The following is a 12,878-nucleotide window of genomic DNA, read 5'->3' on the forward strand; positions in this document are numbered from 1 at the left end:
TGCAGTCCGATACCTGTTCGGCCAGCAGCACCGCGTCCATGACAGCCATTGCTCCGCCCTGCCCCATGAACGGCGTCGACGCGTGGGCGGCATCGCCGATCAGGACCGTCCGTCCGCGATGCCATGGCTGCGGCAGCGCGACCTCTTCAACAGCGGTGTAGAGCATCTCGGTCTTCTCGCAAAGCTCGTCAAGGAAGCGTCGCGCTGGCCCCGAAAACTCCGCGAACTTCGAACGCATTACGCTGGCCCAGCTTTCCTTTTCGTACCACGGTTTGCCGGGCTCTCGCACGGTTCCGAACATATAGAGCCTGTCGTCACTGATCGGCAGAATGCCGAGCCGTTTTCCGATGCCCATCTGCATAATTTTTTTCGTCAGTTCGCGGGGCCTTTCATGCACGCTGCGCCACACGCCGAAGCCGCTATATTGCGGCTCGATCTCACCGAACAACAGCGTCCTGACCTGCGAGCGGATGCCATCGGCCCCGATCACGAGATCGAAAGTGTCTGCAGTGCCGTCGGCGAACACGACATGAACAACACCGGCCTTCGCATCCTCGTCGACGATTTGCAGTGTCGTAGACAAACGGATCTCGACGTCGAGACCTCGCAGCCGGTTCGCCAGCACACGGTGCATCTCCGCTCGCTTGATACCGAGAATCGCAGGCACGCCGTCCCGCGGACTGGGATACCGTGTTTCCGTAATCAGCGACCCTTCGTGATCGAAGTACAGGTTGTTTCCGCCTTCAATCGCGAACCCGGCTCCGATGATCTCCGGTAAGACACCCACCGCACCCAACGCGCCAAGACCATTGCCGTACACGAAAATGCCGGAACTCTGGAAGCGCCATTGATCCTGCTTCTCGACGAGCGTGACATCGATTCCCTTGTCCTTCAGCGCGATTGCAACGCTACAACCGGCAATTCCCGCACCCACGACAAGTACCTTCCTGATACAACCCATTCAATCCTCCGACTCACAAAACGGCCCACACGGACCGGCGCACTCACGGGTCCGTGTCACGGACGACTTCCTCTGCGCCGTAACGCCGGCGCGAGGCAATACTCACACCTCGATCGCCTCCAATACCTTGCCTTTCGTCTCTATGCGAAGCCACCAGACCGCCGCGGCGGAAATCAGAGGCACCGCCTCCAGTCGCACGAGGCTCTCATGAGCCTGCGGGAACGCCGCGCGGCTCGACTCATCGTCGAGCGCGACATGACCCGGTGTAGTTGACATACCTGCTCCGTCTCAGTCGTTCAGAACGAGTGATGCATACCGATTTTGAACGACAGCTGATTGGACGTGCTCGAGATTCCGGCTGTGTAGAGGGCCGCACGCGCGTTATCGCCCGATGCGCGCTCAAAGTTGGTATCGGCATACACCTGCGTCGCCTTGGACAGCGAGTAGTTGTAGCCAAGCGAGAACTGGGTGTAGCGAGAACCAGCGAGCGTCGTCGTTGCACCGCCGAATCCGATCAGGCTGGCAGGGCTGACACGGTAATTGACACCGCCATCGTAGGACTGGAACAGTTCGCTGATTCCGGCAGTGGTGAGTTTGACGCGCGTGTACATCGCATGCAGCTTGAAAGCACCAAGGTCGTAACTGGCACCGAACCCTTCTTCTTCCGTGCTGTCGGCCGTATAGGATGCGGCGGGAAGACCGCCGAACGTGGGCGCCGTTACAGTCGTAATCGTCGGCGTACGGTTGTGCTCGTCCTGATAAACGGCGGTCGCATGGAACGCACCGAGGTCGTATTTGACTGCCGCGCTCAGGTTACGTCCGTAGCCGAAGTTCGTCGTATTGCCGAGGCCCATCATCGCGCCCACCGTCAAACCGTGAAACGACGGGGAGATGTAGCGTGCGGCGTTGTTGTACGGGACCACCGATGTATCGGCAAGCTGGTCGATGTTGCCCGGATGGAATGCGAACCAGTTGCCCGACTGATAAGCGGTCGAGAACGGGCTCAGCCAGTCGAAGCTGAACGGCGTCTGACGGCCGAGCCGCAGCGTGCCGATGGACTCCGATACAAGACCGACCCACGCCTGACGGTTCCACAACGTCGAGGGACTAGCCATTGCTCCGGAGTTCGTATAAAAGCCGTTTTCGAGCCGGAATTCGGTTGAAAGTCCGCCGCCGAGATGTTCGACACCATACAGGCCCCACCGGTCGGGCTGCGACTCGCCTTGCTCCATGAACACCTTGCTCGCGCCACCCGCGTTGTTCACGTAGGCCACGCCGACGTCGATACTGCCGTACAACGTCACACTGCTTTGTGCATGAGCGGCCGAGGCGGCAATGCAGGCAACTAACCAGACTGTCTTCTTTATTTTCATCGCGGACCCCATTAACCCAAACTTTTGTCGTGCCGCTTGACACGGCGCTATGGTGATTTGGCAAAATTCAACCAGCAACGAAAAACCTTTTCACTTTTGGTTAAATGCGAGGGCACGATGGAACTCGGGAAGGTATCGGTCAGACAACTCACGACTTTCGCGGCAATGATGACCAGCAGCGGCCTGAAGGAAGCTGCGACCAAGTTGGGTTGTTCGATTCCCGCTATTAGCAAGGCCCTTGCCGTGATGGAGAGCCAGTCGCACGCCAAGCTGTTCGTGCGGGTCGGCGGCCGTCTGCAGGCCACGCCGGAAGCGCACAGGCTGTTGCCTGTCGTGCAGCGGGCGCTGAGTCACGTCGAGGCCGCAAGCCGTGAAATCGCGCACCTCGCGGACGCGGCCGGGCCGTTGATCACGGTCGCAGCCGGGGGCGGCGCATTGCCCTATCTCGTGCCCGAAGCGCTGAGGCGGCTGCGCGAAACGGAGCCCACGCTGCGCGTCGAATTGATCAACGAACCGACTGACAAGATCCTCGCAATGGTCGCGAACCATGAAATCGATCTGGGTGTCGCCACGCCGCCGCGTCAGGACGTTAGCGCACGAATCCTGCAACTATGCGAAATCCGCGACGTGATGAATTCGGCGCTGGTGGCCGTGCTCCGCCGCGATCATCCGCTCGCGAAGCGCAGCGTGCTGCGACCGGCCGATCTGACGAGCGAGACGCTCATCACGCTCTACAGGAAATCGCAAACGATCGATCTGCTCGAAGCGGCGTTCTCCGAGGCGGGGCATCAATTGAACGTGGCATTCGAAGTCAGCAACAGCATGTCCGCATGCTATCTCGCGATCATTGGCGCCGGCGTCGGGCTTGTTCATCCGGAAGCGCTGAAAGGCGGGGCATTCAGTGAACTGGTCGCGATCCGATTCGAGCCGCGCGTGAGCATGCGGACATGCATCTACCTGCCGCGGCACAACACGGGAAACGCGCTAGTGACGAAACTGATTGCGCTTGTCGAGAACGTCGCAAAGAACAAACGCTCGCCGATCAACCGGACGAAGTCTCTCGACACCACTCGATAGACGCATCTGCTCTTGAGCGTTAAGTAAATGGTTTTGCATCGCGGATTGTCCTTTTCCCAACAGTATTGGGCGCTGCCGAGCCTCTCCCTTCCGCCTCGGGCAGCGAGGCTGCCATGAGCGACCTTATTTCTCCGATCACGTTCATGAGCCTCCACGACCTCACCCCCCACCATTTACTTGACACCTAAACTATCTAGGCCTAAATTACCCCCAACGGCAGCATCCACCATGGGGAACCAGCATGCGCATCGTTTGCATCGGCGGCGGTCCGGCCGGGTTGTATTTCGGCCTGTTGATGAAAAGCCGGAACCCGGCGTATGACGTTACCGTGGTCGAGCGCAACCGCCCGTACGACACGTTCGGCTGGGGCGTCGTGTTCTCCGACCAGACCCTCGGCAACCTGCGCGCGGCAGACGCCCCGAGTGCCGATGCGATCCTCGGCGCGTTCAATCACTGGGACGACATCGAAATCAATTTCCGCGGGCAGCAGGTGCGCTCGTCAGGACACGGCTTCTGCGGGATCGGCCGCAAACGTCTGCTGAATATCCTGCAGGCGCGCTGCGAAGCACTCGGCGTGAAGCTGGTATTCGAAACCCAGGTCACGGACGACACCCAATACGAAGCCGATCTGATCATCGCGTGCGACGGCGCCAACAGCGCGACCCGCCAGAAATACGCCGCCACGTATAACCCCAGCATCGACATGCGCGATTGCCGCTTCGTCTGGCTCGGCACCCGAAAACTCTTCGACGCCTTCACGTTCGCTTTCGAAGAAACGGAATTCGGCTGGTTCCAGGCGCACGCGTATCGTTTCGACGACGAAACCTCCACCTTCATCGTCGAAACGCCGGAACACGTGTGGCGCGCCGCCGGTCTCGACGAGATGAGCAAGGAGGACAGCATCGCTTTCTGCGAAAAGCTGTTCGCGAAGTACCTTGACGGTCATCCGCTGCTTTCCAACGCCGCGCATTTGCGAGGTTCATCGCAATGGATCCGTTTCCCGCGCGTCGTGAATGAGGAATGGGTGCATTGGCGCAGCAACGCGAACGGCACGCAAACGCCGATCGTGCTGATGGGCGACGCGGCGCACACCGCGCATTTCTCGATCGGTTCGGGTACCAAGCTCGCGCTCGAAGATTCGATCGAACTCGCGAACAGCATCGGCGCGCATCCCGGCGATCTGGCCGCCGCGCTCAAGCATTACACCGACGTGCGCAGCATCGACGTGCTGCGCATTCAGAACGCGGCGCGCAATTCGACGGAATGGTTCGAACACGTGGATCGCTACACGTCGTTCGAACCCGAGCAGTTCGCCTATTCCTTGCTGACGCGCTCGCAGCGTATTTCGCACGAGAATCTGCGCGAGCGCGACGCCGCTTATCTCGGCTCGTTCGAAGACTGGCTGGCCCGCCGTTCCGGCATAGAACGTGCACCTGACAAACACCCGGTGCCGCCGATGTTCACGCCGTTCACGTTGCGCGGCATCACGTTGAAGAACCGGGTCGTGGTCTCGCCGATGGCGCAATATTCCGCCGAACATGGCGTGGCCGGCGACTATCACCTGATGCACCTCGGCGCTCGCGCGATGGGCGGCGCCGCGCTGGTGATGACGGAAATGACCTGCGTATCGCCGGAAGCACGCATCACTCCGGCTTGTCCCGGCATGTATGCGCCGGAACATCTCACGGCCTGGAAGCGCATTGTCGATCTGGTGCATCGGCAATCGGATGCGAAGATCGGCATTCAATTGGGACACTCCGGCGCCAAAGGCTCGACACGTGTCGCGTGGGAAGGCATCGATCAGCCTTTGGACGAAGGCAACTGGCCGCTGGTTTCGGCATCGTCGCAACAGTACTTGCGCGGCATCAGCCAGCACTCGCGCGAGGCCACGCCCGACGATCTGCGCGAGATCGAAGCGCAATTCGTCCGCGCAACGCAGATGTCGGCGCAAGCCGGTTTCGATTGGCTCGAACTGCACTGCGCACATGGCTACTTCCTGTCGAGCTTCCTTTCGCCGCTAACGAACCATCGCACCGACGAATACGGCGGTTCGCTCGAGAACCGTCTGCGTTATCCGTTGCAGGTCTTCAAAGCGATCCGTGCGGTCTGGCCGCAGGATAAGCCGATCTCCGTGCGCATTTCCGCCAACGATTGGGTCGAAGGCGGCACCACGCCGGACGATGCAGTGCTAATCGCGCGCGCGTTCAAGGCGGCCGGCGCGGACATGATCGACGTGTCGTCGGGCCAGGTCAGCAAAGAAGAAAAGCCCGTGTACGGCCGTATGTTCCAGACGCCGTTCGCCGATCGCGTGCGCAACGAAGCAGGCATCGCGACGATCGCTGTCGGCGCGATCTCCGAAGCGGATCACGTGAACAGCATCATCGCGGCAGGCCGCGCGGATCTGTGCGCCATTGCACGCCCGCATCTGGCGAACCCTGCGTGGACCTTGAACGAGGCCGCCAAAATCGGCTACTTCGACGTGATGTGGCCGAAGCCCTATACGGCGGCCAAGTCGCAACTCGAACGCAATCTCGAACGCGAACGGGCACAGGCGGCGTTGAATGCCGGCCTGTCGCCACAAGAGCGCGCGCAACGCGCAGAAGGAACCACGTGAACACGCGCACGCAGTCACTCGCAGGGCAGCACGCGGTCGTCACCGGCGGCGGCAGTGGTATTGGCGCGGCCGTTGCCGAAGCGCTGCTGCAGGCCGGCGCACGCGTCACACTGATGGGCCGCGACCCGCAACGTCTCGCTACGCAACGCGAAAAATGCCAGGCGCTCGGCGAGGTTGAATGCATCAGCGTCGACGTCACGAACGAAGCTTCCGTCGACAACGCGTTTGCTCAAGCGGGCGCGATCGACATCCTCGTCAACAACGCGGGGCAAGCGCAGGCCGCGCCGTTCACGAATACCGACCTGGCGCTCTGGCAGCGCATGCTCGACGTGAACCTCACCGGCGTATTCCTCGGCACGCGCGCGGCACTCCCCGGCATGCTGGAACGCGGCTATGGGCGCATCGTCAACGTGGCGAGCACAGCGGGACAGATCGGTTATGCGTACGTGGCCGCCTACTGCGCGGCCAAACACGGCGTAATCGGTTTGACGCGCTCGCTTGCGCTGGAAGTCGCGACGAAAGGCATCACGGTCAATGCCGTCTGTCCAGGCTACACCGAAACCGAATTGCTGCACGCGTCGCTCGAACAGATCACCAGCAAGACCTCCCGTACTGAACAGCAGGCGCGCGAAACGCTGCTTCGCTCGAATCCGCAGCGCCGCTTCGTCAGTCCGGAACAGGTCGCCAATTCCGTTTTATGGCTATGCCAACCCGGCTCGGATGCGATCACGGGCCAAGCCATATCCATCTCCGGTGGAGAAGTCATGTGACTAAGTCTACGAACATCAAGAAGCCCGTTGCAACGGCAGCCGAAAACAAACCGCCCCGCAAAGGCGTCGCCAAACCCGCGGAGAACGTCGTGGACCTGGAAATGAGTACCGGCGCCGACAGTCACATGGGGCTGCGTCTGTGGCTGCGCATGCTGACCACGACCAACCTCGTGCAAGCGGAGTTGCGCAAGCGTCTGCGTAACGAGTTCGACACTACGTTGCCGCGTTTCGATCTGATGGCGCAGCTCGAACGTTATCCCGAAGGTCTGAAGATGACCGAGTTGTCGCGACGTTTGATGGTTACGGGCGGCAATGTCACCGGCATTACGGATCAACTCGAAAAAGAAGGCCTCGTGTCGCGCGACAACGACCCGAACGATCGCCGCTCGATTAGCGTCTGTCTGACGCCGGCCGGCCGCAAGGCATTCGACAAGATGGCGGTCGCGCACGAGCAATGGGTTGTCGAACTGTTCGGCGGTTTGAGTCTCGACGAAAAATCGCGCACACACCAGCGTCTCGGCAAACTCAAGAAGCATCTGCTCGATAGTCTCAAGGACTGAATCGGGCCTCGCATGGGAATGGAGACACACATGACACGATCCAACGCCGAAGCACTGCTAGCCGGCAACCGAGTCACGCTAGCCGGCTACGAAGCACAGCATTTCGGCTGGTCGGTCGCGGGCCAAGTCGCGACGATCACGCTAAACCGCCCCGAACGCAAGAACCCGCTGACGTTCGAATCGTATGCGGAGCTGCGCGACCTGTTCCGCCAACTCGCGTACGCAACCGACGTGAAAGCCGTCGTACTGCACGGCGCGGGCGAAAACTTCTGTTCCGGTGGCGACGTCCACGACATCATCGCGCCGCTGATCGATCTGCCGATGCCTGAACTGCTGCTGTTCACGCGCATGACCGGCGATCTCGTCAAGGCAATGCGCCATTGTCCGCAGCCGGTGATCGCCGCCGTCGATGGAGTCTGTGCCGGCGCCGGCGCGATTCTCGCGATGGCGTCCGACCTGCGCCTCGGCACTGCGCGCAGCAAACTCGCGTTTCTGTTCTCACGCGTGGGCCTGGCCGGTTGCGACATGGGCGCGTGTTCGATCCTGCCGCGCATCATCGGCCAGGGGCGCGCCGCCGAATTGCTGTTCACAGGCCGTTCGGCAAGCGGCGAAGAAGGTCACGCATGGGGCTTCTACAACCGCTTGTGCGAACCGGCTGCACTACTCGATGAAGCCCAAAAACTCGCGGCCGATCTCGTCGCGGGACCGACTTTCGCGCACGGCATCACGAAGAAAATGCTGCATCAGGAATGGAGCATGAGCGTCGATGAGGCAATCGAATCCGAAGCGCAAGCGCAGGCCATCTGCATGAGCACGCGCGATTTCGAGCGGGCTTATAAGGCGTTTGCCGCGAAGTCGCGTCCGGTCTTCGAAGGAGATTGAGTTGAGCGCCAATACTGAAATCGATCTGCATAGCGCGCTGGCGTGGCCGTTCTTCGAACCGCGTCATCGCGAACTGGCCGCCGCAATCGACGCATGGGCCGGCGAGCATCTCACCCACGTGGACCACACCGACACGGACGCGGCATGCCGGCATCTGGTGCGCGAGCTCGGCGCGGCCGGCTGGCTGAAATACGGCGTTGGGGGCACCGCGTACGGCGGTCACGGCGACACGATCGACACGCGCGCCGTTTGCCTGTTGCGCGAAACGCTGGCGAAGCACGACGGCCTGGCCGATTTCGCGTTGGCCATGCAGGGTCTCGGCTCGGGCGCGATCTCGCTCGGCGGCACGCATGAGCAAAAGACCCGCTATCTGCCGCGCGTTGCGAACGGTACGGCAATCGCTGCATTCGCTTTGTCGGAGCCGGAAGCCGGTTCCGACGTCGCCGCAATGGCGCTTTCCGCTCGCGAAGACGGCGACGCGTATGTCCTCGACGGCGACAAAACGTGGATCTCGAACGGCGGCATCGCCGATTTCTACGTGGTGTTCGCCCGCACCGGCGAAGCACCGGGCGCACGCGGCATCAGCGCGTTTATCGTCGACGCCGACACGCCCGGTCTGCAAATCGCCGAACGTATCGACGTGATCGCGCCGCATCCGCTCGCACGCCTGCATTTCGCTGGCGCACGCGTGCCGCGCAGCCAGATGCTCGGCGCACCCGGCGAAGGTTTCAAACTCGCGATGCGTACGCTCGATATTTTCCGCACGTCCGTGGCAGCAGCGTCGCTGGGATTCGCCCGTCATGCGATGGCGGAAGGTCTCGCACGAGCGGCATCGCGCAAGATGTTCGGCCAGACGCTAGGCGACTTTCAACTCACGCAGGCCAGGCTCGCGCAAATGGCCTTGACCATCGACAGCAGCGCGTTGCTGGTCTATCGCGCCGCGTGGCTGCGCGATCAGGGCGAGAACGTCACGCGCGAAGCCGCAATGGCGAAGTGGCACGCCAGCGAAGGCGCACAGCAAGTCATCGACGCCGCCGTGCAGCTTTACGGCGGCATGGGCGTGCAAAGCGGCACGGCCGTCGAGATGCTTTATCGCGAGATCCGCGCGCTGCGCATTTACGAAGGCGCCACGGAAGTACAGCAGTTGATCGTCGGTCGCGATCTGTTGAAAGCGCACGCCGCCGTCGCGAAGGATCGAGCGAAATGAACGCGATCTTCGAAAGACCCGTACGTGTGCGTTTCTCGCATTGCGACCCGGCGGGCATCGTGTTCTTTCCGCAATATCTGGTGATGACCAACGCGCTGGTCGAAGACTGGTTCAACGAAGGCCTCGGAATCGACTACGCGCAAATGATCGCCGACCGTCGCATCGGCCTGCCGATCGTCAAACTCGATTGCGAGTTTTCGCGGCCGAGCCAGATGGGCGAAACGATCACGCTGTCGCTGGCGGTGACGAAAATCGGCCGCCGCTCGATCGGCATCGACATCGTCGGCCGTTGCGGCGACGAAACGCGCTTCAGCGCGAAGCAGGTTCTGGTCACGACATCGCTGGCAGCCGGCCACGCGATCGAGATTCCCCGCGACATCGCGAGCGCTCTCGCGAAGTTCGCTCCGCAACCCGAATTCAACGACTCCATCGAGGCCCAGCGCTCATGAAAAAAGCTCTCCTTCCCGCCGGTTGGGTCAAGCCGCGCGGCTACGCGAACGGCGTCGCGGCGACCGGCACGCAGGTGTTCATCGCCGGACAGATCGGCTGGGACGAACAGGCGCGGTTCCAGACCCACGATTTCGCCGAACAGGCGATTCAGGCGCTCAAAAATATCGTGGCCGTGCTGCGCGAAGCCGGCGGCGAGCCGCGCGATCTGGTGCGCCTCACGTGGTACGTCACCGATAAGCGCGAATACCTCGCCTCGCTGAAAAATATCGGCGGCGCGTTTCGTGAGCTGATCGGCGATTACGACATCGCGATGAGCGCGGTGCAGGTTGTCGCGCTGATCGAAGACGAAGCGAAAGTGGAGATCGAAGCCACGGCGGTGATCCCGCAATAACCCGAACGACACGCGAAACCGCCAAGCCAACCGAAGCGCATTCAGCCGGCTCAACGCCCGGGAGACCATGATGGAACCGTCAGCACACGTCGATACCTTCGCGCGCGACAATCTTCCGCCGCAGGATCAATGGCCCGTTTTTCTGCTCGACAATCCCGACGTGGCCTATCCGGCGCGCTTCAACTGCGCAACCGAACTGCTCGACAGGAACATCGAAGCAGGTCATCGCGACCGGCCCGCGATCTGGTCCGACGTCGACGGCACGCTGCACGCCACCACATACGGCGAATTGCTTGCGCTGGTGAATCGCAGCGCGCACGTGCTGATCGACGAAATGGGTTTGCAGCCCGGCAACCGCGTGCTGTTGCGCGGGCCGAATACGTTGCACATGGCAGTGACGGCACTAGCTGCGCTAAAGGCCGGTCTGGTCGTGGTGCCGACCATGCCACTGCTGCGCGCGAAGGAACTGAAGCAGATCGTCGACAAAGCGCAGGTCGGCGCGGCGCTATGCGACGCTCGTCTTACCGACGAACTCGCGCGCTGCACTGATCCGCGAGACGAGTTCTACTGCGCGGGCCTGAAGCAAACACTGCTGTTCCATCACGACGCGCCCGATTCGCTCGACACGCTCGCGATCAACAAACCCGATCGCTTCACCGCATGCGACACGGCCGCGGACGACGTGTGCCTGATCGCCTTCACCAGCGGCACGACCGGCGCGCCGAAGGGCTGCATGCATTTCCATCGCGACGTCCTGGCGATGTGCGATCTGTTTCCGCGCCATGTATTGAAGCCATCGCCGGACGACATCTTTTGCGGCACGCCGCCGCTCGCTTTCACATTCGGACTCGGCGGGCTCCTGTGCTTTCCGCTGCGCGCGGGCGCATCGACGGTGCTGATCGAGAAGCTCACGCCCGAGACCTTGTTGCAGACCGTCGAGCGTTTTCACGCGACCATCATGTTTACCGCGCCGACGTTCTATCGGCAGATGGCGCCGCTGGTTGCGCATCACGACATGTCGAGCCTGAAGAAAACCGTGTCCGCCGGCGAGGCGCTGCCGGATTCCACGCGGCGTCTTTGGCACGACGCGACCGGCATCGACATGATCGACGGGATCGGCGGCACCGAACTGATCCATATCTTCATCTCTGCGCAAGGCGAGCAGATCCGCCCGCATGCGATCGGCCGCGCGGTACCCGGCTATGTCGTGCAGGCAGTCGACGATCACATGCAAGCGGTGCCGCCCGGCACGATCGGCAAGCTCGCGGTACGCGGTCCGACCGGCTGCCGCTATCTCGCAGACGACCGGCAAGCGAAGTTCGTGCGCGACGGCTGGAATCTGCCGGGCGACTCGGTCTATCTGGACGAAGACGGCTACGTGTTCTACCAGGCGCGCGCCGACGACATGATCGTCTCCGCCGGCTACAACATCTCCGGCCCGGAAGTGGAGAGCGTGCTGCTGCAACATGAAGCGGTCGCCGAATGCGGCGTGATCGGCGTGCCCGACGACACTCGCGGACAGGTCGTGAAAGCCTTCGTCGTGCTGAACCCAGGCTTCGAGCAGAGCGACCAACTGATCGCGCAGCTACAGGATTTCGTGAAAAATAGCGTTGCGCCGTATAAATATCCGCGCATGGTTACCTTCGTCGACGCATTGCCGCGCACCGAAACCGGCAAGCTCAAACGCTTCGAGTTGCGCACGATGACGTAACCCTCAAGCGGGCAACCTCGTGAGCCGGAGTGGTCGTTCAGGGTGGCGGCGGGACTAGAGCCCCGCCTCTGCATAACACCCCTATCATGTGACGTTTCACAGCCCACCTGACGACAACACATGCTGACCGTCCACCATCTGAACAACTCCCGCTCGCAACGCGTGTTGTGGCTGCTCGAAGAACTCGGCGTACCGTACGAGATCAAGCGCTACCAGCGGGATCCGAAAACGATGCTCGCGCCGCCCGAATTGCGCGCCGTGCATCCGCTCGGCAAGTCTCCCGTGATTACCGACAACGGCCAGACCATCGCCGAGTCGGGCGCGATCATCGAATATCTGATCGACAAGTACGGCAACGGCCGCTTCGCGCCGGCACCGGGCACGCCGGAACGGCTGCGTTACACCTACTGGCTGCACTACGCGGAAGGCTCCGCGATGCCGCCATTGCTGCTGAAACTGGTGGCCTTGCGGATCGCCGCCGCGCCGATGCCGTTCTTCGCCAAACCGATTGCGCGCAAGATCGCCTCGACACTGCAGTCCACTTTCGTCGATCCGCAGTTGAAACTGCACCTCGGTTACATCGACAAAGAATTGAGCGCGACCGGCTGGTTCGTCGGCAACGACTTCACGGCCGCCGACGTGCAGATGAGCTTCCCGCTCGAAGCCGCCAGCGCGCGCGGCGGCATGGAAGGGCAGATCCCCGCGATCGCCGGTTTCCTCAAACGCATTCATGCGCGGCCCGCTTATCAACGAGCACTCGAACGCGGCGGCAAATACGAATTGCTGGGCGGCGATTGACCCTTGCGCCGACCAGGAAATCGTAGTTGTGGCGCGAAACTGGCGGGTGCTAGACTGAAAAATCCCCCGATTGCCGTCAAAGAC

Annotated in this window: 13 protein-coding genes; 10 read left to right on the forward strand and 3 right to left on the reverse strand. The window is 61.8% G+C overall.

What is annotated here, in order from left to right; genetic code table 11:
• The 3 genes from PQQ51_RS18160 to PQQ51_RS18170 form a co-directional block, all read right to left on the reverse strand.
• A partial coding sequence (locus PQQ51_RS18160; RefSeq protein WP_408498168.1) for an FAD-dependent monooxygenase occupies window positions 1-934 on the reverse strand: 934 nt, incomplete at its 3' end.
• A 129-nt stretch (window positions 935-1,063) separates the two neighbouring features.
• Complete coding sequence (locus PQQ51_RS18165) at window positions 1,064-1,237, reverse strand: hypothetical protein (protein WP_408498169.1); 174 nt, start codon at window positions 1,235-1,237, stop codon at window positions 1,064-1,066.
• Window positions 1,238-1,257: 20 nt separating this feature from the next.
• Window positions 1,258-2,334 carry a porin gene (locus tag PQQ51_RS18170; RefSeq protein WP_408498170.1) on the reverse strand — a complete coding sequence of 359 codons (1,077 nt, stop codon included), beginning with the start codon at window positions 2,332-2,334 and terminating at the stop codon, window positions 1,258-1,260.
• A 117-nt stretch (window positions 2,335-2,451) separates the two neighbouring features.
• Between PQQ51_RS18170 and PQQ51_RS18175 the strand changes: the two genes are divergently transcribed.
• The 10 genes from PQQ51_RS18175 to PQQ51_RS18220 all read left to right on the forward strand — a co-directional run bounded on the left by PQQ51_RS18175 (window position 2,452) and on the right by PQQ51_RS18220 (window position 12,794).
• Window positions 2,452-3,411, forward strand: coding sequence for a LysR family transcriptional regulator (locus tag PQQ51_RS18175; RefSeq protein WP_408498171.1), 960 nt, complete (start codon window positions 2,452-2,454; stop codon window positions 3,409-3,411).
• 241 nt (window positions 3,412-3,652) lie between these two features.
• On the forward strand, window positions 3,653-6,025 hold the full coding sequence (locus PQQ51_RS18180; RefSeq protein ID WP_408498172.1) for a bifunctional salicylyl-CoA 5-hydroxylase/oxidoreductase: 2,373 nt from the start codon (window positions 3,653-3,655) through the stop codon (window positions 6,023-6,025).
• On the forward strand, window positions 6,022-6,795 hold the full coding sequence (locus PQQ51_RS18185; RefSeq protein ID WP_408498173.1) for an SDR family NAD(P)-dependent oxidoreductase: 774 nt from the start codon (window positions 6,022-6,024) through the stop codon (window positions 6,793-6,795). The genes PQQ51_RS18180 and PQQ51_RS18185 overlap by 4 nt, the downstream gene beginning before the upstream one ends.
• Window positions 6,792-7,355 carry a MarR family winged helix-turn-helix transcriptional regulator gene (locus PQQ51_RS18190; RefSeq protein WP_408498174.1) on the forward strand — a complete coding sequence of 188 codons (564 nt, stop codon included), beginning with the start codon at window positions 6,792-6,794 and terminating at the stop codon, window positions 7,353-7,355. The genes PQQ51_RS18185 and PQQ51_RS18190 overlap by 4 nt, the downstream gene beginning before the upstream one ends.
• 30 nt (window positions 7,356-7,385) lie before the next feature.
• Window positions 7,386-8,237 carry an enoyl-CoA hydratase family protein gene (locus PQQ51_RS18195; RefSeq protein ID WP_408498175.1) on the forward strand — a complete coding sequence of 284 codons (852 nt, stop codon included), beginning with the start codon at window positions 7,386-7,388 and terminating at the stop codon, window positions 8,235-8,237.
• Between the two features lies 1 nt (window position 8,238).
• Window positions 8,239-9,444: an acyl-CoA dehydrogenase family protein gene (locus PQQ51_RS18200; protein ID WP_408498176.1), complete on the forward strand. Its 1,206-nt coding sequence runs from the start codon at window positions 8,239-8,241 to the stop codon at window positions 9,442-9,444.
• Complete coding sequence (locus PQQ51_RS18205) at window positions 9,441-9,893, forward strand: acyl-CoA thioesterase (protein ID WP_408498177.1); 453 nt, start codon at window positions 9,441-9,443, stop codon at window positions 9,891-9,893. The genes PQQ51_RS18200 and PQQ51_RS18205 overlap by 4 nt, the downstream gene beginning before the upstream one ends.
• Window positions 9,890-10,285: a RidA family protein gene (locus PQQ51_RS18210; RefSeq protein ID WP_408498178.1), complete on the forward strand. Its 396-nt coding sequence runs from the start codon at window positions 9,890-9,892 to the stop codon at window positions 10,283-10,285. Before PQQ51_RS18205 ends, PQQ51_RS18210 begins: the two co-directional genes overlap by 4 nt.
• A gap of 70 nt (window positions 10,286-10,355) precedes the next feature.
• Window positions 10,356-11,996, forward strand: a complete 1,641-nt coding sequence (locus tag PQQ51_RS18215; protein ID WP_408498179.1) for an AMP-binding protein — start codon at window positions 10,356-10,358, stop codon at window positions 11,994-11,996.
• Window positions 11,997-12,116: 120 nt separating this feature from the next.
• The gene (locus PQQ51_RS18220) at window positions 12,117-12,794 is read left to right on the forward strand and encodes a glutathione S-transferase (protein ID WP_408498181.1); all 678 of its coding nucleotides are present in this window, start codon (window positions 12,117-12,119) and stop codon (window positions 12,792-12,794) included.
• Window positions 12,795-12,878 lie beyond the last annotated feature (84 nt).

Origin of the sequence: Paraburkholderia xenovorans (assembly GCF_046030735.1) — a bacterium.
GTDB classification, from domain to species: Bacteria; Pseudomonadota; Gammaproteobacteria; order Burkholderiales; family Burkholderiaceae; genus Paraburkholderia; species Paraburkholderia xenovorans_A.

Coding starts and splice junctions, on each gene's coding strand:
- PQQ51_RS18180 (WP_408498172.1), top strand. CDS start 3,653: ATGCGCATCGTTTGCATCGGCGGCGGTCCGGCCGGGTTGTATTTCGGC.
- PQQ51_RS18175 (WP_408498171.1), top strand. CDS start 2,452: ATGGAACTCGGGAAGGTATCGGTCAGACAACTCACGACTTTCGCGGCA.
- PQQ51_RS18170 (WP_408498170.1), bottom strand. CDS start 2,334: ATGAAAATAAAGAAGACAGTCTGGTTAGTTGCCTGCATTGCCGCCTCG.
- PQQ51_RS18215 (WP_408498179.1), top strand. CDS start 10,356: ATGGAACCGTCAGCACACGTCGATACCTTCGCGCGCGACAATCTTCCG.
- PQQ51_RS18220 (WP_408498181.1), top strand. CDS start 12,117: ATGCTGACCGTCCACCATCTGAACAACTCCCGCTCGCAACGCGTGTTG.
- PQQ51_RS18195 (WP_408498175.1), top strand. CDS start 7,386: ATGACACGATCCAACGCCGAAGCACTGCTAGCCGGCAACCGAGTCACG.
- PQQ51_RS18205 (WP_408498177.1), top strand. CDS start 9,441: ATGAACGCGATCTTCGAAAGACCCGTACGTGTGCGTTTCTCGCATTGC.
- PQQ51_RS18210 (WP_408498178.1), top strand. CDS start 9,890: ATGAAAAAAGCTCTCCTTCCCGCCGGTTGGGTCAAGCCGCGCGGCTAC.
- PQQ51_RS18165 (WP_408498169.1), bottom strand. CDS start 1,237: ATGTCAACTACACCGGGTCATGTCGCGCTCGACGATGAGTCGAGCCGC.